The sequence below is a fragment of the Roseovarius sp. CH_XMU1461 genome, from assembly GCF_037027165.1.
In the GTDB taxonomy this organism is placed as follows: Bacteria; Pseudomonadota; Alphaproteobacteria; order Rhodobacterales; family Rhodobacteraceae; genus Roseovarius; species Roseovarius nubinhibens.
The window spans coordinates 37,264-55,602 of sequence record NZ_JAYMDV010000001.1; the positions used below are offsets into that span (position 1 = coordinate 37,264).

Annotated in this window: 16 protein-coding genes; 7 read left to right on the forward strand and 9 right to left on the reverse strand. The window is 63.3% G+C overall.

Features of this window, described 5'->3' with window-relative positions:
- Window positions 1–18: 18 nt before the first annotated feature.
- Window positions 19–1,506 (reverse strand): Asp-tRNA(Asn)/Glu-tRNA(Gln) amidotransferase subunit GatA, encoded by a 1,488-nt coding sequence (gatA, locus tag WA237_RS00215; RefSeq protein WP_336096231.1) that lies wholly within the window; start codon window positions 1,504–1,506, stop codon window positions 19–21.
- Between the two features lie 3 nt (window positions 1,507–1,509).
- Window positions 1,510–1,797, reverse strand: a complete 288-nt coding sequence (gene gatC / locus WA237_RS00220) for an Asp-tRNA(Asn)/Glu-tRNA(Gln) amidotransferase subunit GatC (RefSeq protein ID WP_009812456.1) — start codon at window positions 1,795–1,797, stop codon at window positions 1,510–1,512.
- Between the two features lie 244 nt (window positions 1,798–2,041).
- Here gatC and WA237_RS00225 point away from each other — a divergent pair, with 244 nt between their 5' ends.
- Window positions 2,042–2,734 (forward strand): metal-dependent hydrolase, encoded by a 693-nt coding sequence (locus tag WA237_RS00225; protein ID WP_336096232.1) that lies wholly within the window; start codon window positions 2,042–2,044, stop codon window positions 2,732–2,734.
- A gap of 15 nt (window positions 2,735–2,749) precedes the next feature.
- Here WA237_RS00225 and WA237_RS00230 read toward each other — a convergent pair whose 3' ends face one another.
- Together WA237_RS00230 and dapE are read right to left on the reverse strand one after the other, a co-directional pair.
- Window positions 2,750–3,364, reverse strand: a complete 615-nt coding sequence (locus WA237_RS00230; RefSeq protein ID WP_336096233.1) for a TIGR04282 family arsenosugar biosynthesis glycosyltransferase — start codon at window positions 3,362–3,364, stop codon at window positions 2,750–2,752.
- Window positions 3,365–3,370: 6 nt separating this feature from the next.
- Window positions 3,371–4,516, reverse strand: coding sequence for a succinyl-diaminopimelate desuccinylase (gene dapE / locus WA237_RS00235; protein ID WP_336096234.1), 1,146 nt, complete (start codon window positions 4,514–4,516; stop codon window positions 3,371–3,373).
- 341 nt (window positions 4,517–4,857) lie between these two features.
- Here dapE and WA237_RS00240 point away from each other — a divergent pair, with 341 nt between their 5' ends.
- The 3 genes from WA237_RS00240 to WA237_RS00250 all read left to right on the forward strand — a co-directional run bounded on the left by WA237_RS00240 (window position 4,858) and on the right by WA237_RS00250 (window position 8,693).
- Window positions 4,858–6,447 carry a Hint domain-containing protein gene (locus WA237_RS00240; RefSeq protein ID WP_336096926.1) on the forward strand — a complete coding sequence of 530 codons (1,590 nt, stop codon included), beginning with the start codon at window positions 4,858–4,860 and terminating at the stop codon, window positions 6,445–6,447.
- Window positions 6,448–6,465: 18 nt separating this feature from the next.
- The gene (locus WA237_RS00245) at window positions 6,466–7,539 is read left to right on the forward strand and encodes a Hint domain-containing protein (RefSeq protein ID WP_336096235.1); all 1,074 of its coding nucleotides are present in this window, start codon (window positions 6,466–6,468) and stop codon (window positions 7,537–7,539) included.
- 92 nt (window positions 7,540–7,631) lie between these two features.
- Complete coding sequence (locus WA237_RS00250; RefSeq protein WP_336096236.1) at window positions 7,632–8,693, forward strand: transporter substrate-binding domain-containing protein; 1,062 nt, start codon at window positions 7,632–7,634, stop codon at window positions 8,691–8,693.
- Window positions 8,694–8,705: 12 nt separating this feature from the next.
- On the opposite strand, the gene WA237_RS00255 is transcribed toward WA237_RS00250, so the two are convergent.
- The 4 genes from WA237_RS00255 to WA237_RS00270 all read right to left on the reverse strand — a co-directional run bounded on the left by WA237_RS00255 (window position 8,706) and on the right by WA237_RS00270 (window position 13,723).
- Window positions 8,706–9,035, reverse strand: coding sequence for a hypothetical protein (locus WA237_RS00255; RefSeq protein WP_009812463.1), 330 nt, complete (start codon window positions 9,033–9,035; stop codon window positions 8,706–8,708).
- Window positions 9,036–9,170: 135 nt separating this feature from the next.
- Window positions 9,171–9,998, reverse strand: coding sequence for a 2,3,4,5-tetrahydropyridine-2,6-dicarboxylate N-succinyltransferase (dapD, locus tag WA237_RS00260; protein ID WP_336096237.1), 828 nt, complete (start codon window positions 9,996–9,998; stop codon window positions 9,171–9,173).
- A 113-nt stretch (window positions 9,999–10,111) separates the two neighbouring features.
- Window positions 10,112–11,671 carry a 2-isopropylmalate synthase gene (locus WA237_RS00265; protein WP_336096238.1) on the reverse strand — a complete coding sequence of 520 codons (1,560 nt, stop codon included), beginning with the start codon at window positions 11,669–11,671 and terminating at the stop codon, window positions 10,112–10,114.
- Between the two features lie 480 nt (window positions 11,672–12,151).
- Window positions 12,152–13,723, reverse strand: a complete 1,572-nt coding sequence (locus WA237_RS00270; RefSeq protein ID WP_336096239.1) for an MORN repeat-containing protein — start codon at window positions 13,721–13,723, stop codon at window positions 12,152–12,154.
- A gap of 182 nt (window positions 13,724–13,905) precedes the next feature.
- Here WA237_RS00270 and WA237_RS00275 point away from each other — a divergent pair, with 182 nt between their 5' ends.
- Both WA237_RS00275 and WA237_RS00280 read left to right on the forward strand, forming a co-directional pair.
- The gene (locus WA237_RS00275; RefSeq protein ID WP_336096240.1) at window positions 13,906–15,564 is read left to right on the forward strand and encodes an NAD+ synthase; all 1,659 of its coding nucleotides are present in this window, start codon (window positions 13,906–13,908) and stop codon (window positions 15,562–15,564) included.
- Window positions 15,565–15,604: 40 nt separating this feature from the next.
- On the forward strand, window positions 15,605–16,618 hold the full coding sequence (locus WA237_RS00280) for a TraB/GumN family protein (protein ID WP_336096241.1): 1,014 nt from the start codon (window positions 15,605–15,607) through the stop codon (window positions 16,616–16,618).
- Here WA237_RS00280 and WA237_RS00285 read toward each other — a convergent pair.
- Complete coding sequence (locus tag WA237_RS00285) at window positions 16,593–17,315, reverse strand: DUF2161 domain-containing phosphodiesterase (protein WP_336096242.1); 723 nt, start codon at window positions 17,313–17,315, stop codon at window positions 16,593–16,595. The genes WA237_RS00280 and WA237_RS00285 overlap by 26 nt on opposite strands.
- A gap of 95 nt (window positions 17,316–17,410) precedes the next feature.
- Between WA237_RS00285 and WA237_RS00290 the strand changes: the two genes are divergently transcribed.
- On the forward strand, window positions 17,411–18,331 hold the full coding sequence (locus tag WA237_RS00290; protein ID WP_336096243.1) for a manganese-dependent inorganic pyrophosphatase: 921 nt from the start codon (window positions 17,411–17,413) through the stop codon (window positions 18,329–18,331).
- The last annotated feature ends 8 nt before the right edge of the window (window positions 18,332–18,339 follow it).

Here is an 18,339-nt window from a genome sequence, read left to right on the forward strand (position 1 = left end):
GGCCGAACAGCGCGGCTTTTACCACCATTTACCGGGCTTTTCCACAAAGCCCGTGGCCTGTTCCAGCGCATAGGCGCAATTCAGCAACTCGCCCTCTTCCCAAGGCTTGCCGATGAGCTGCAGCCCCAAGGGCAGCCCCTGACGATCCATGCCACCCGGCACCGAAATGCCCGGCAGACCGGCGAGGTTGACGGTCACGGTGAACACATCGTTGAGATACATCTGCACCGGATCGGCATCCTTCATCTCGCCAAGCCCAAAGGCCGCCGAGGGCGTGGCGGGCGTCAGGATCGCATCGACCCCATCCGCAAACACCTGCTCGAAATCGCGCTTGATGAGGGCGCGCACCTTGCGGGCGCGGTTGTAATAGGCGTCATAGAACCCGGCCGAGAGCACATAGGTGCCGACCATGACCCGGCGCTGCACCTCATGGCCAAAGCCTTCGGCGCGGGTCTTTTCATACATCTCGGTGATGCCGTCCCCAGCCTCGAGCTTGGCGCGGTGGCCATAGCGCACCCCGTCATAGCGGGCGAGGTTCGACGACGCCTCGGCGGGCGCGATCACGTAATAGGTGGGCAGCGCATATTTCGTATGCGGCAGGCTGATATCGACGATCTTGGCCCCGGCATTGCGCATCTTGGCGATGCCCTCTTGCCAGAGCGCCTCGATTTCTTCCGGCATGCCCTCCATCCGGTATTCGCGCGGAATGCCGATGGTCTTGCCGCGAATGTCGCCGGTCAGGGCCGCTTCGAAATCCGGCACCGCCAGATCGGCGCTGGTGCTGTCCTTGGGGTCATGGCCGCACATCGCTTCGAGCATGATCGCCGCGTCGCGCACCGATTTGGTCATCGGACCCGCCTGATCGAGGCTCGAGGCAAAGGCCACGATGCCCCAGCGCGAACACCGCCCATAGGTCGGCTTGATGCCGGTGATGCCGGTAAAGGCCGCAGGCTGACGGATCGAGCCGCCGGTATCGGTGCCGGTCGCCGCAAGACACAGGTCCGCCGCCACCGCCGCCGCAGAGCCGCCCGACGACCCGCCCGGGGTCAGCGCCGTCTCGTCATTGCCACGCCGCCACGGGTTGACCGCATTGCCGTAAACACTGGTCTCGTTCGACGAGCCCATGGCGAACTCATCCATGTTGAGCTTGCCAAGCATGACCGAGCCCGCATCGAACAGCTTCTGCGACACGGTGCTTTCATATTCCGGGGTGAACCCTTCGAGAATGCCGCTCGCCGCCTGGCTCGGCACGCCCTTGGTGCAAAACAGGTCCTTGATGCCGAGGGGGATGCCGCACATGGCCGGCGCATCGCCCTTGGCAATCCGCGCATCCGCCGCCGCCGCCTGTTCGCGGGCGATCTCGGGCGTGTTATGCACAAAGGCATTGAGCGCCCCGGCCCCCTCAATGGCGCTCAGGCAGGCATCGGTCAGCTCGACCGAGGTCACGTCGCCCTTGCGCAGACGGTCCCGCGCCTCGGCGATGGTCAGTTCATTCAGCTCGGTCATTGATCACTCCACCACTTTCGGCACGGCAAAGAACCCTTCGCGGGCATCCGGCGCATTCGACAGCACCTTGGCCTGCTGGTCGCCGTCATTGACCTCGTCCACCCGGCGCGGCAGGCGCATCGGCGTGACGCTGGTCATCGGCTCGATGCCGTCGACATCCACTTCGTTCAGCTGCTCGATAAAGCCGAGGATCGTGTTGAATTCCTGCGCCAGCGCGGGCAGCGCATCTTCTTCGACCCTGATCCGGGCCAGCTTGGCCACTTTGGCGGCGGTTTCGGTGTCAATCGACATGGGATCACTCTCCGGGTTCTGTCGCCCTGCGTTTAGCGTCCTCGGCCCGCGCCCGCAAGGCGAGAGGCGGCGCAGAGCCCCGGCGACGCCCCGTGAATCGCCACTGTCGTGGTACCGACGCAATACCGACAGGCTACCGACGTGCCATTTCGCGGCTTTTTGCGGCCCGAACCCGGCCCGACGGTTGGCCGAATCCCCGCATCGCGCTAGGTTTTGCAGGCATCTCAAGGGAGGGATTGGACATATGCGTATCACCTGGCTCGGACATGGCTCTTTCCGCATCGAAATCGGCGGCCAGACCCTGCTCATCGACCCCTGGCTCACCGGAAATCCGATGCTCGCCGAGGATCAGCACGACGCCGCCACCAAGGGCGCGAGCCATATCCTGCTGACCCATGCGCATTTCGATCACGTCGCCGATGTGCTCCGCCTGGCCAAGCGCGACGGCGTCACCGTGGTGGGGCAATACGACCTTCTATCCCATTGGGAAAGCACCGAGAATATCGAAGTGATCGGCTTTAACAAAGGCGGCACCGTGGCGCTGGGCGATGTGGCGGTGACCATGGTGCACGCGGTCCATTCCTCGTCCTTTGGCACCGACGCGGGGCCTTCCGTGCCGGGCACCGAATGCGGCTATATGATCACCGGCGAGGGCCACACGATCTATGTCTCGGGCGACACCGATGTGATGGCCGATATGGGCGTGTTCAACGCGCTGCATCAGCCCGACATCGGCATCCTCTGTGCGGGCGGCCATTTCACCATGGACATGCGCCGCGCCGCCTATGCTGCGAAAACCTTCTTTGATTTCAAGACGGTGATCCCCTGCCACTACCGGACCTTCCCGATTCTCGAACAATCCGCCGCGGCCCTGATCGACGCCCTGCCCGGCGTCGACGTGATCGAACCCGAGGTGCTGCAACCGATCGAGCTCTAGCGGTTTACCCGCTGTTTACCGCTTGAGCCCTATGGTCTGAGGCGCCCTGGGCGTGAGCGCGCACATATCCGCCGCGCCATCCACATCGCGCAGCTGATCGATCAGCCCATGCCGCAGCCCGCCAAGACTGCGGATACTGTCCTCCAGCGCATTGGCGCTCGACCAGCGCACATCGTCAAACAGCGTCGCCGGAACTGCCCGGCTGCGTTTGAGGCCCACGAGCCAATAGCCCCCGTCATCGGCCGGGCCAAACACCGCGTCGCGCCGCCCCAACATGGCAAAGGCGCGGGCCACATGGGCGCGCCGCACCCCCGGCACATCGCCCCCGACAATCGCCGCCGGCCCCGGCGGCGCGTTGCGCAAGAGCCGCGCCATCCGCGCGCCAAGATCACCCTGCCCCTGCGCCACCCGTGGCAGATGCGGCGGAAACATCCGGCTCATGAGCCCCGCGCGATCCGGTGCCACTGCCAGCACCAGCTGCCAGCGCGGATCGTCGAGCTCGCGACAGGCCCGGGCGATCTGTTGCCGGAACCAACAGGCTGCGCCCACCATGCCGATCTCGCGCCCGAGGCGGGTTTTGACCCGGCCGGGACGCGGCTCTTTCAGCATGAGGTATAAATGCGGGCGCATGCGCGTTTATGAAAAGTAATCGCGCAGAATACGCGAATACACGCCTTTGAGCTGTTCGATATGGTCAAGGACCACATGCTCATCAACCTGATGCATCGTCTGCCCGACAAGGCCAAACTCCACCACCGGACAATGCGATTTTACAAACCGCGCATCCGACGTGCCGCCGGTGGTCGAGAGCACCGGTTTGACCCCGGTCTCGGCCTCCACCGACCGTGCCACGAGGTCAGAGAGCGCCCCGGGAGGGGTGATAAAACTCTCGCCGGAAATCTTGATCTTGATCTCGGTCTCGACGCCAAATTCCTCGGCCACTCGCGCCAGTTCTTCATGCAGCCATGCGCTCAGGCTCGCGCCGCTGTGGCTGTCGTTGAACCGGATGTTGACGATGCCGCTGGTCTGCGCCGGGATCACATTCGAGGCCGGGTTGCCGGTATCGATGCTCACCACCGCCAGCGTCGAGGGATCGAAATGCTCGGTCCCTTGATCGAGCTCGCGGCTCGACAGCCGGTCCACCAGCCGCGCCATCGCCGGGATCGGGTTGTTGGCCCGATGCGGATAGGCCGCATGGCCTTGCGTCCCGGTGATGGTGAACCACGCGCTGAGCGACCCGCGCCGCCCGATCTTGATCATCTCGCCCATGGTCTCGGGGCAGGTCGGCTCGCCCACGAGACAGACATCCATCCGCTCGCCCGCGTCCTCCATCCAGTCGAGGATCGCCGTTGTCCCATCCACCGCATCGCCCTCTTCATCGCCGGTCACCGTGATGATCACCGCCCCCTCGGGCGGCGCATCGCGCACCAGATCGATCGCCGCCGCCACAAAGGCCGCGACCCCCGATTTCATATCGGTCGAGCCCCGCCCCCAGAGCTTGCCATCGCGGATTTCAGCACCGAAGGGATCGACGCTCCAGGCCGCCGCATCGCCCACCGGCACCACATCGGTATGACCGTTGAAGCCAAAGCTCTTCGCCGCGCCCTTGTCGCCCCAGCGCGCGAAAAGGTTCGATACCCCGCCCCGGTCGATCCGCGTGCAGGCAAACCCCGCCTCTTCGAGCAGGCCCTGCAACAGCACCAGCGCCCCGCCCTCCTCAGGCGTCACAGAGGCGCAACGCACCAGTTTCGCGGTCAAATCAACGGGATCAATGGCAGTCATGGGCCGGGCCTTTTCGTCGCTGGAAATACGTGCCCCTGCCCTACCGCCTTTCCGCCTGTGCTGCAATTGGCGTCACCATTTTGCAACGCCCAACCCAAGATTGCATGTTTACAAGGGCAATTCGCCTCCTGCCCCGGTTTCCGCCGTAAACACGCCACATTCTCGCCCCATTCTGGCGAAACCGTGGTGATAATAAGAAAAACAAAGGCAGAGTAGCAGGCAAGCTGAGACAATCAGCATCTGTAGAGAGTTCGGACACTCATCGCGTGATCCCCGCCGCAAGGCTGTTATTAATAGTGACATTGCCAGGTTGCACTGCCCCATGACGTGGGGCATTGGACATGATCTTGGGCGAAGAGCTCCCTATCGATCGCAACGCGAGCGCGATCGAAATGGCCGAAACGATGTTCGGCGATGGCGTGACGATTGTCAGCGCCTCTTACACCGGTGACCGCGACTCGTCCGGCATCTACACCAATGGCAACAGCGTCTCTCCCGGGGTGACGCCGAGCGACACCGGCGTGATGTTCTCCACCGGCGATCTGCGTGGCTTTACCAATACGCTCGACCTCTTCTCCGGCGCCAACCAAAGCAGCAACACCACCACCAATTCCAGCGGCCCCAACAACAACGCCGAATTCAACGCGGCCGCCGGGGCGCGGACCTATGACGCCTCCTTCATCGACGTCGATTTCATCCCGACCGGTGACCTGCTCACCATGCAGTTCATCTTTGCCTCCGAGGAATACCCCGAATACGCCCAAGGCTCGTTTCAGGATTTTGTCGGCGTCTGGGTCAATGGCGTGCAGGTCGAGCTCGCGGTGGGCGACGGGGATATCGATCCCAACAACCTCAACGCCGGGGCCAATGGCAACCTCTTCATCGACAACACCAATGATGATTACAACACGGAGATGGACGGGTTTACCGTCACCCTGACGCTGAAAATGCCGGTGGTCGCAGGCGAGATGAACTCGATCCGCATCGGCGTCGCGGATGTGTCGGACAGCAATTACGACTCCACCCTGCTAATTGCCGGCAACAGCATCCAGACGTCGCTCATCGCGCTTGATGATCAGGTGACGCTCAATCCCACCGGCTCCAAGACCGTCGATGTGCTGGCCAATGACAGCAACAATGGCAGCGGTCAGATGTATATCACCCATATCAACGGCAATGCCGTTGTGGCGGGCGATATCGTCACCCTGTCCAGTGGCCAGACCGTGCAGCTCAATGCCGATGGCACGCTGACCCTGACCGGCGATGGCGAGATCGAGCAGACCAATTTCACCTATACCGTCGCCAATGGCTCGGGCAACACCGACACGGGCTTTGTGCTGGTGGACTCGGTCCCTTGCTTCGTGACCGGCACGCGCATTCTCACCCCCGATGGCGAGGTGGCCATCGAAACTTTGCGCGCCGGGGATCTCGTCATCACCCGCGACCGTGGGCCGCAGCCGATCCGCTGGATCGGCCAGCGCCGGGTCGAGGCCACGGGCAATTTCGCCCCCATCCACATCGCCGAGAACGCCCTGGGTCAGCACCGCGCGATCCGACTCTCGCCCTTGCACCGGGTGCTGATAAGAGACGCTCGCGCGGAACTTTACTTTGGCGAGGCCGAAGTTCTTGTCGCAGCCCGCGATCTGGTCAATGATCACAGCATCCGTCCGGTAGAAGGCGGCATGGTCGAATATGTGCATATGCTCTTCGATCAACATGAGGTGGTGTACTCGGAAGGGCTTCAAACCGAGAGCTTTTTGCCCGGTCCGCAGTTCGCCCGTAGTTTCGAGGCCGAAATTGTGAGTGAAATTTGTGTTCTGTTCCCAGAGATTGACCCCGCCACCGGTGCCGGATACGGCGCGGCGGCCCGCACGACCCTCAAAAGCTATGAGGCGCGCGTCCTGTCCAGCCCTGCGGCCGTAGCCGCCTGAATGGCCTGGATCGCCATCATGGACCGAGGCTGCGGGCAGTTCGATGCCCGCGGTCTGGATCATCCCCCAGAGACCTGCGCCACGCGGGTCGCGCCCGAGGTGCTGTTGCGGCGCGGCACGCTGATGATCGAGGCGCAATTCTCGGCCCAGCCCCATCCGCAGACCCTCCTCTCCTTTCGCCATGGCATGCCCCATAGCGGCGGCTTTTCGCTGCGTGCCCTGCCACGCGGCGGGGTGGTGCTGGCCCAGAACCTCGGGCAGGATCTGCGCCATTGCACCATCGAACAGCGCGACGATTCCCGGGCCGACCGGGTGCGCATCTGCTACAGCTGGGATTGCGACATCGGTCAGGCCCGGATGAGCCTTGAGCATCTCGACACCGGCGAATGTCTGAGCGTACGCATGGCCGATCCGCATCCGATGCCGCTCGCCAATCTCAAGATGGTCACCCTCGCCCCGTCGCTGCGCGAGATCGACGGCGACGTCCGCTATGTGGCGATTGCCGATCATATTCACCCCTTGGGCCCGATGCCCGGCATCTGTGCCACGGTCCCCATCGCGACCCCGGAGGGCCCGCGCCCGATATCTCAGCTCCGCCGGGGCGATCAGGTCCTCACCGCCTGTGGCAAGACGGCCCCCGTGCTGCAGGCGCTGCGCCTCACCGTCCCCGCTCGAGGCGCGTTCCGCCCCATTCGGCTGCGCGCGCCTTATTATGGGCTGACCGAGGATATTCACCTCGCCCCGCAAGAGCGGCTGATCCTTTCCGGTTCGGATGTGGAATATCTCTTCGGCACGGAATCCGTGCTCTTGCCCACACAGCATCTGGTGGATCAGACCTCGGCCTTTCGCGCCAAGAGCGCGACGCTGGTCACCTATCATCACCTGCTTTTGCCCCGGCATCAGGCCGTCATGGCCGCCGGTTGCCCGATCGAGAGCCTCTATATCGGCCGGTTGCGCCGCAAGACGCGCGACCTGCGCGAAAGCGTTCTGAACCATTGCGACCCGCAGGCCCTGCCGGAACATGCCAAGCCGGTCTGGCCGGTGCTGCGCCCCTATGAGGCGATCACCCTCGCCCGCTGGCGCGCTGCCTGACCCAAGGGCAGCCATAGCCAATCGGAACACGCCGCCCTTGCCGAATGCGCATATCTTAAGTATGCGAGCGAAAACGCCATTTTGGGGATGGGATGTTCCGGACACTTCTGTTGCTGGCTTTGATGGTCTTCGCCGCATCGGCCTCGGCTCAACAGGCTGAGCCTCTCAAGGTCGGCACCGTGAACCGCCCGCCCTTTTCCATGGCCGCCGATGGCGACCCCACCGGGTTTTCCATCGACCTCTGGAGCGGCCTCGCCGAGCGTATGGGGCGGAGCTACGACTTCGTCGTCTTCGACAGTTTCAGCGACATGCTCGCCGCCGCCGAAACCGGTCAGGTGGATGCCGCCATCGCCAATATCTCCATCACCGCCGAGCGCGAATTGACCCTCGATTTTTCGCAGCCGATCTTTAGCGCCGGGCTTCAGGTGCTGATCCATGACGATGGAACCGGCAGCACATCGGTCTGGAAGATCCTGTTATCCAAGGACATTCTGATCGCTGTCGGGCTGGCCTTCGGTCTCTTGCTGGGCGGCGGCATGCTCATGTGGCATTTCGAACGGGGCCGTCAGCCCTATTTCGATCTCGCCCCGCGCGAGGCGCTGTTTCCGGCCTTCTGGTGGGCGCTCAACCTTGTGGTCAACGGTGGCTTTGAGGAACGCATGCCGCGTTCGCCCGCCGGGCGGTTCTTTGGCGTGCTGCTGGTCATCTCGTCGCTCTTCATCGTGTCGGTCTTTGTGGCCAAGATCACCTCGGTGATGACAGTGGAGGCGATCAACACCTCGATCGGCGGGCTCAACGATCTCTATGGCAAACGGGTCGGCACCGTGGAGCGCAGCACCGCCGCCGATTTCCTCGACCGTCGCGAGATGCGCTATGAGGGCTATGGCGATCCGGCCACCATGCTCACCGAATTTGCCGAAGGCGAGCTTGATGCGCTGGTCTATGACGCGCCGATCCTCGCCTATTACGCCAATAACGAGGGCGACGGCACCACGCGGCTGGCGGGGCCGATCTTCTTGCGCGAAAGCTATGGCATCGCCCTGCCCTCGGGCAGCGATCTCGCCGAAGAGATCAATCAGGCGCTTCTGCACATGCGCGAAGACGGCAGCTATGACGTGATTTATCGCAACTGGTTCGGCGACGCCGACCGCTAAGCGATCAGGACCTCAGTCCTCGAAAGGCGTGACCTGCGCCACGATCACCGCATTCTCGTCGAGCGCCCGCTGCATGAGCGCGCGTTCCTCGTCGGGGATCTCGTGACCTTCGGCCTCGCGTTCTTCCAACGTGCCATAGCCCGTCACATCGAGCGGCGCGGTATCGGCCTGTTTGAGGATCGCCACCGTTTCGCGCACCGCTTCGGCCTCGTCCACGCCCGAGGCATAGATGACCAGCGCCGCACCGGTGGCGTTCTTGGGCAGCCCATCGCCCGTCTTGCGGCCGATCTCGACCAAGAGCGTATAGACTTTCTGACGGGAGGGTTTGGCGGTTTTGCTCATGCTTCCCTTTGCGAAGGCACGGGCGGAAAGTCAAGCCGTGGCCTTGGCCCAAGCGTCAGAAATGCAAAACGCGCGCCCCAGGGGTTTGGGACGCGCGTCGTTTATTTCAGAACTGGGCCGAGGCCTGACTGCGCCTTAGTCGCGCAGCAGCTCGTTGATCGAGGTTTTCGAGCGGGTCTTTTCATCGACGCGCTTGACGATCACCGCGCAATAGAGGTTCACGCCGTTTTTCGACGGCATCGAGCCTGCCACCACGACCGAGCCCGACGGCACTTCGCCATACATGACTTCGCCGGTCTCGCGGTCGACGATCTTGGTCGACTGGCCGATGAACACACCCATGCCGAGCACCGAGCCTTCGCGCACGATGCAGCCTTCGACCACTTCCGAACGCGCCCCGATAAAGCAATTATCCTCAATGATCGTGGGACCTGCCTGCATCGGCTCCAGCACGCCGCCGATGCCGACGCCGCCCGAAAGGTGCACGTTCTTGCCGATCTGAGCGCAGCTGCCCACGGTGGCCCAGGTGTCGACCATGGTGCCCTCGTCCACATAGGCGCCGAGGTTGACGAAAGACGGCATCAGCACCACGCCCGGCGCGATAAAGGCCGATTTGCGCACGACGCAATTGGGCACGGCGCGGAAGCCTGCGGATTTCCAGTCAGAGGCGCCCCAGCCCTTGAATTTGCTGTCGACCTTGTCCCACCAGCCACCGGCCTGCGGGCCGCCGTCCTGCACTTCCATATCCTTGATGCGGAAGCCCAGAAGCACAGCCTTCTTGGCCCATTGGTTCACATGCCAGGTGCCGTCCTCGCCGCGCTCAGCCACGCGCAGCTTGCCGCTGTCGAGGGCGTTCAGCGTCTCTTCGATCGCTTCGCGGGTGGCGCCGGTGGTCGCGGGGGTGATCGTGTCACGCGCGTCCCAGGCGGATTCGATGGCGGTTTCAAGCTCTGCGTTGGACATGGGTCATTTCCTCCGGTCAATCTGTTGCCTTGGGACATGGCCCATAGCGCCGCCCGCGTCCAGCGGCAATGCGACATAAACCGCCGCATTGCCGCCGTCAGAGCGGCTTGGGATCAGGTGAGATCCTTGTAGCTCACCTCGGGGATATCGCTGCCCCCGCGCGACTGGCGCACCATGAGCCGGTTGAGCGCATGGATATAGGCGCGGGCCGAGGCGACGACGGTGTCGGTGTCCGCAGACTGGCCGGTGGCGATCTTGCCAGCCTCTTCGAGGCGGACGCTGACGGTGGCTTGGGCGTCGGTGCCTTCGGTGACGGCGTTCACCTGATAGAGCTGCAGCTTGGCGTCATTGGGCCAGATTTCCCGCACTGCCTTGAACGTGGCATCGACCGGGCCATCCCCTTGACAAGTGGCGCTTTTTTCCTCGCCACCCACTTCCATTTCGAGCACGGCTTCGGCCGGACCGGTGCCGCAGATCACCTTGAGATTGATCAGCTCGAGATGGTTCGAGGTTTCGCCCGTGACGCTCACCAGCGCGAGAATATCGTCGTCGTAAACTTCTTTTTTGCGGTCGGCGAGATCCTTGAACCGCACAAAGATGTCCTTGAGTTGATTGTCCCCCACTTCGATGCCGAGATCCTTGAGCTTGGCGCGCAGCGCGGCGCGGCCGGAATGCTTGCCCAAGGGGAGCGAAGTGCCTGAAATACCGACATCTTCCGGGCGCATGATCTCGAAGGTTTCGGCGTTCTTGAGCATGCCGTCCTGGTGGATGCCGCTCTCATGGGCGAAGGCGTTCTTGCCGACGATGGCCTTGTTGGGCTGCACCACAAAGCCCGAGACGGTCGAGACCCGGCGCGAGATATTCATGATCTTGGTGGTGTCGATCCCGGTGTGCCAGGGCATGATGTCATTGCGCACCTTGAGCGCCATCACCACTTCTTCGAGCGCGGTGTTGCCAGCGCGTTCGCCTAAGCCATTGATCGTGCACTCAATTTGACGCGCGCCACCGGCGACGGCGGCGAGGGAATTGGCGGTCGCCATGCCGAGATCATTGTGGCAATGGGTGGCGAACACCACGTCATCGGCGCCGGGCACGGTCTCGATCAGGCGCTTGATGAGATCCGCGCTCTCGACCGGGGCGGTATAGCCCACGGTGTCGGGGATGTTGATCGTGCTGGCCCCGGCCTTGATGGCGATCTCGACCACGCGGCAGAGATAATCCCATTCGGTGCGGGTCGCATCCATCGGCGACCATTGCACATTGTCGCAGAGATTGCGGGCATGGGTCACGGTCTCATGGATGCGTTCGGCCATCTCGTCACGGGTGAGATCGGGGATGGCGCGGTGCAGCGGCGAGGTGCCGATAAAGGTATGGATGCGCGGTTGGCGGGCGTGTTTCACGGCCTCCCAGCAGCGGTCGATATCCTTGAGATTGGCGCGGGCGAGACCACAGATCACGGCGCTCTCCGCCTGCTTGGCGATCTCGCTTACGGCGCGAAAATCTCCTTCAGAAGCAATGGGAAAGCCCGCTTCGATGATGTCGACACCCATCTCGTCGAGCAGCCCGGCGATCTCGAGCTTTTCGTCATGGGTCATGGTTGCGCCGGGGCTTTGTTCGCCATCGCGCAAGGTGGTGTCAAAGATCACCACGCGGTCATTGTCGGGTTTTGTCATGTCGGTATCTCTTGTCTAAATCTGATCCAGCGGCGCGAAAGGGCACATCCTCTGAGCGGTCGCGCCAAGGAATGGCACGCTCAGAGGCGGCTTAGGATCAGTAGGGCAAGCGGGCGGGCACGGCGAAGGCCGTGCTGCGGAATGGTGATATGCCCGAAATCTGTCATGCGCCCGACTATACGCAGGCCGCGCCAAATGAAAAGCCCCGAAATTTTCCTCTCAGGCCTGGGGTCACTGCGGTGTTTCGGGGGCGATTTCGCCCATTTGACGAAACCAAGCGAATCGAATGGTTAATCCGTTGAAATCGCTGAAAAACGAGGGTTCGGCATCGCGTCGGCAACACGTCGGTATTGCGACAGTATGGATTTCCCGATTTGCCGGTTTTGGGGATGGGTTAAGCCTGCGGGCGCAGAGGCAGGGCGGCGCTAAGCCGCCCCGTCTATCGTCGGAGGTTTGGGTCAGGCTGGTTCCTCGGGCCGATTATTCAGACGGGGCGCTGTTGGTCTCGGTCTCAGTTCCGGTCTCGGTCTCTGTCGCCTCGGCCGCCGGGTTCGGCTCGGTCGAGGCTTGGCCATCGATGCTCTCGGCCGGGACGCCATCAGGCTCAGCCGTGGTTTCAGCCCCGGCCTCGGCTTCCGCCGCGCCGCCTGCCGGGGTCGCGCCGTTCAGCGCGCCTTCGTCCCAGGTGCCGCTGGCCTCTTCGCCGCTGGCATAGCGCATCGTGCCTTCGCCCTGCCGCTTGCCATTGCGGAAATTGCCCTCGTAGACATCGCCGTTGGAATAGGTCGCGACGCCTTCGCCGTTGATCTCGCCGCCGGACCAGCCGCCCGCGTATTTGAACCCGTCGGGCATGACGATCTCGCCCTGCCCGTCACGCTGACCTTCCTTGAAATCGCCGGTGTAGACCGTGCCATCGGGATAGGTCGCGACGCCCTTGCCATGGCGCTGGCCATCGACCCAGTCGCCCTCGTAGCGGTAGCCATCGGCATAGGTCATCACGCCTTTGCCATGGTTGCGGGCCTTCTTGAATTCGCCCTCATAGACCAGACCGCTTGGATAGGTGGCGCGGCCCGAGCCTTCGATCACGCCATCGACCCATTCGCCCTCATAGGTGGCGCCATCGGGATAGGTGATCTTGCCAGTGCCATTGGCGAGGTCTTCGGCAAATTCGCCCTCATAGACAGAGCCATCGGGATAGGTCACGCGGCCGGTGCCGGAAATCTGCCCCTCGGCCCAGTCGCCCACGTATTTATAGCCATCGGTGCCGGTGAACGTGCCGGTGCCTTGGCGTTTGTCATCGACAAAGCCGCCCTCATAGACATCGCCATTGGCATAGGTGACCTTGCCTTGGCCCTCGCGGCGGCCATTGACGAGGCTGCCCTCGTAGACATCGCCATTGGGCTGGACGAGCTTGCCCTCGCCGTCGATCTGGCCGTCTTTCCAGAGCCCTTCATAGATGAGCCCGTCGGGCATGGTCAGCGTGCCTTGGCCGTGGCGCGCGCCTTTCGACACTTCGCCCTCGTAGATCGCGCCATCGGGATAGGTGATCTTGGCACTGCCTTCCTTGACGCCCGCGACCCAGTCGCCTTCGTAGACATAGCCGCCGGGCGAGGTCATCGTGCCGCGCCCCGAATGCATCGCATTGCGAAAGCCGCCCTCGTAGCGAACGCCATTGGCATAGATCGCGACGCCATCGCCGTTGATTTTGCCGTCTTCCCATGTGCCCTCGTAGGTGCCGCCATCGGTGAAGGTGATCTTGCCCACGCCATTGGGTTTGCCGGCGGCAAATTCGCCCTCATAGACCGAGCCATTGGGGAAACGCGCGACACCGGTGCCGCGAATCTCGCCCTCGGCCCAATCGCCGCGATATTGGTAACCATTGGGCAGCGTGTAGCTGCCGGTGCCATGTTGCAGCCCGTTCTTGAACGTGCCCTCGTAGACGCCGCCATCGTCGTATTGCTTGGTCCTGATCTCGCCGTCCTGGGCCTGAGCGGCCCCGGCCGCCGCCAATGTCACGATCAGTGCCGCCCTTTGCGTCCACGCAGCTGTCATCTTGAAATCCATGCTGTTTTGCCCCGGCTGCCCGACCCCATCCACGTCGTCAGGCGTCCCTGCGAAATCTAGAGGACACATGGCTAAGTGACAACGGGGTTTTCGGAAAGTGGCTTTCCCTTGCCGGGGCTTGCCGGTAATCAAGGCGCAGGTTTTCGCCAAGTCGAGAGAGGAATGTGTGTATGTCCGACCGGTTTCGCCTGACGCTGGCCCAGCTTAACGCCACTGTGGGCGACATCGAGGGAAATGCCGAGAAGGCCCGCCGCGCCTGGCAGGAGGGGCGCGACGCCGGGGCCGATCTCGTGGCGCTGCCCGAGATGTTCATCACCGGCTACAACACGCAAGACCTGGTGCGAAAGCCCGCCTTTCATCAGCATGCGATTGCCGCGATCGACACGCTCGCGCGCGATTGCGCCGATGGCCCGGCCCTGGCCATTGGCGGTCCCTGGCTCGAGGGGGCGGAGCTGCACAATGCCTATCACATCCTGCAGGGCGGTCAGGTGTCGCGCCGGGTTCTCAAACATCATCTGCCCAATGAGACGGTGTTTGACGAGGTGCGGCTCTATGGCTCGGCCCCGATTGGCGGGCCCTATGCGGTGGACGGGCTGCGCATCGGCAGCCCGATCTGCGAGGATGCCTGGCACGAGGATGTGACCGAGACGCTGGAAGAGACCGGGGCGGAGCTGCTGCTCATCCCCAATGGATCGCCCTATTATCGCAATAAGATGGAGACCCGGCAGAACCTCATGGTGTCGCGGGTGATCGAGACCGGGCTGCCGCTCGTCTATCTCAACCTTGTGGGCGCGCAGGATGATCAGGTCTTTGACGGCGGCTCTTTCGTGCTCAACCCCGGCGGGGAACTGGCGTTGCAGATGCCGCTTTTCCAAGAGGCGATTGCGCATCTCGATCTGGTCGACACCGGGGCGGGCTGGCGGGCGGAGAAAGGCGATCTGGCGCCGCTGCCCGATGCCTGGGAACAGGATTACAACGCCATGGTCCTGTCGCTGCGCGACTATATGGGCAAGACCGGGTTCAAGAAGGTGCTTCTGGGCCTCTCGGGCGGGATCGACAGCGCGATTGTCGCCACCATCGCCGCCGATGCCATCGGGGCGGACAATGTCCGCTGTGTCATGCTGCCGTCGGAATACACATCGCAAGCCTCGCTCGACGATGCCAAGGCGCTGGCTGAAAATCTCGGCTGTTCCTATGATTTCGTGCCGATCAGCCAGAGCCGCCAGGCGGTGACCGAGACGCTCGCGCCGCTGTTTGAGGGCCATGCGCCGGACCTGACGGAAGAGAATATCCAGTCGCGGCTTCGCGGGCTGTTGCTCATGGCGATGTCGAACAAGTTTGGCGAAATGCTGCTCACCACCGGCAATAAATCCGAAGTGGCGGTGGGCTATTCGACGATCTATGGCGACATGGCGGGGGGCTATAACCCGATCAAGGATCTCTACAAGACCCGTGTCTTCGAGACCTGCCGCTGGCGCAATGCCAATCACCGCGATTGGATGATGGGCCCCGCAGGCGCGGTGATCCCCGAGAACATCATCACCAAACCGCCCAGCGCCGAGCTGCGCGACGACCAGAAAGACAGTGATTCCCTGCCCGATTACCCGGTGCTCGACGCCATTCTCGAAATCCTTGTCGACCAGGACGGCAGTATCGAGGATTGCGTGCGCGCGGGCTTTGATCGGGATGTGGCAAAACGGGTCGAGCATCTTATCTATATCAGCGAGTACAAACGGTTCCAGTCGGCCCCCGGCACGCGTCTCACCAAAGGCGCGTTCTGGCTTGACCGGCGCTATCCCATCGTCAACCGCTGGCGCGATCCGGGCTAAGCCCCGGCGCCAGAAAGCCTCGCCAAGGAGAGCCCCAGAGATGATCCGCCTTGCCACCCGTCTTGCCGAGGGGATTGCCTCTGGTCTGGCGGCGCTCAGCCTTTCGGCCACCACGCTCTTTGCCGCCTGCGAGGGCACCGACCTCATCAACGCGCTGCCGGCGCATCAAAAAGAGGCGCTGGTGGCGCGCGCGGCGCAGCAGCCCCATGCGACGGGGATCTTGTGGCATGCGGTGCGGGGCGATGCGCGGATCACGCTTTTTGGCACGTTTCACCTGCGCCATGACGCGACCGAGGCGCATCTCGCGGCGCTCAGCCCGTTTATAGATGCCGCCGACGCGGTCTATCTCGAGATGTCGAACGCCGATGCCGAGGCGCTGCAGGTGGAGTTGGCCAATGATCCGTCGCTGATGTTCCTGACCGAGGGCCCGACCCTGCCCGATCTTCTGGGGGATGCGGATTGGGCGCGGCTGGCGGAAGAGTTCAAATCGCGCAACATCCCGCCCTTTATCGCCGCGCGGTTCAAGCCGATCTGGGCCGCGATGATGCTCGGGCTTGGGCCGTGTGAGGCACAGTCCGGGGCGCTCGAGGCCAAGGGGATCGACACGCTGATCGGGGCCTATGCCGCGCAGGCGGGCAAACCGAGCCAGTCGCTCGAAGACGGGGCGGCGATCTTGCGGTCGCTCGACGATGTGCCGCAGGAAAAACAGCTCGACATGCTGCGGCTGTTCTTTGATCTGACCATCGACCCCGATGATCTCATGTACACGACCAAGGCGCGCTATCTGAGGCAGGAGATTGCGCTCTTGTGGGAATATTCGCGCAAAGTCTCGCTCGAAGGCGGCGGCGACAGCGCGCAGGAAGATTTCGACATGTTCGAAGAGGCGCTTTTGACCAAGCGCAATCGCGATTGGATCAGCGTGATGACCTCGGACAGCTTTACCGGGGATATTTTCGTGGCGGTGGGCGCGGCCCATCTGCCGGGCGATCGCGGGGTGCTCAACCTCTTGGAAAGCAAGGGGTTTCGGATCACGCCCCTGCCGTTTTCACCTTAGGCTGCGGCAGCTCTGAGGTCGCCTCAACGGTGACTTCAGCCGCCGCCTGAACCGCCACGGCCTGCCCCGCCGCGCTCAGCCCGTAGACGCCGCGCGCCACCCTCTCGAACCAGCCATAGTGGTTGGCGGCCATCATCGCGGTGGCCCGGCCAACGCCGGTGGCACGCGCCACCTCGGCGCCGCGACACGGCCCGACCTGAGCCAGATGATCGCGCAGCCGCTGCGCATCCTGCCGGTAGGCGGTCATCACCTGCCCGCGCGTGCCGCCCTGTGTCGGATCGCCCGCCCGCGCCGCAAACTCGGCCCGCAAGGCGGCCTGTTTGCGCGGCGATTTGCGCGGCTGAAACGGGCCGGGATCGGCATGGACCTCGACCGTGCCATCGGCGCGCACGCTCATCACCCCGAGACCGAGCCGCCGACAGAGCCCGAGATTGCCCTTGAAGGCGCGCCAGCCCGGTTTGCCCCGCCAGCGCGGCACCGCCACATAGACCAGATCCGTCACCGATTGCCGCGCCACCGCCTGCTGTAGCAAGGTGAGCGAGAACCCGGTCTTGAGCTCGACCACCAGGGGCGCGTCATCGCCCGCGCGATAGCCCAGCACATCGACGCTGCCGATCTCGCCCTTGACCTCATAGCCGAGGCTTTCGAGAAAGCCTTTGACCGGCCCGTAGAGATCCGTTTCCGCCTGTATCACCATGGTCGCAGTGTCGCCGCCTCCGTGCCCCGTGACAAGCCCCGCCATGCCGCTTATAAGGCGCGCGACCCCGATCTTTTTCCAAGGACTGCGTACACATGACAACCCTCGTTTTCGGCCATAAATCCCCCGACACCGACAGCACCGGCTCGGCCATCCTCTGGGCCTGGTATCTGAACGAGATCAAAGGCGACAAGGCCGAGGCCGCGCTGCTCGGCGAGCCGAACACCGAGGCGGCCTTCATGCTCAAATACTGGGAGCTGCCCAAGCCGGCGATCATCGCCGACGTCAAGGATGATCAGCCCTGCGTCATCGTCGACACCAACAACCCCGCCGAGCTGCCCGCCAATATCAACGCGGCCGATATTCGCGCCATCATCGACCATCACAAGCTCGTTGGTGGGCTCGAAACCCGTGGTCCCATCGACATCACCGTGCGCCCGCTCGCCTGTACCGCCACCATCATGATCGACCTGATGGGCGAGGATGCCGCCAAGATGCCCGACTGGGCCAAGGGCGTCGCGCTGACCTGCATTCTGAGCGACACGCTCGAATTCCGCTCGCCGACCACCACCGATCACGACCGCGCCACCGCCGAAAAGCTGGCCGGTGATCTCGGGCTCAACATCGGCGATTACGCAGCCGAAATGTTCGCCGCGAAATCCGATGTCTCGGCCTTTTCGGATGCCGAGCTGCTGCGCATGGACAGCAAGGAATATGCCGTGGGCGACACGAAATTCCGCGTCTCGGTTCTCGAAACCACCGCGCCGAAGATCGTGCTCGACCGCAAGGCGAGCCTCGTCGAGGCGATGACCAGCGTCGCCGCCGAGGATGGCGTCGATCAGGTGCTGCTCTTTGTGGTGGACATCCTGCGCGAAGAGGCGACGCTCTTGGTGCCGAATGATCTGGTGAAGAGCGTGGCCGAGAAGTCCTTTTCGACGCTGGTGGATGGCGACACGGTGGTTCTGCCCGGCATCATGAGCCGCAAGAAACAGATCATCCCGAACCTCGCGGTCTAAACTCGCGA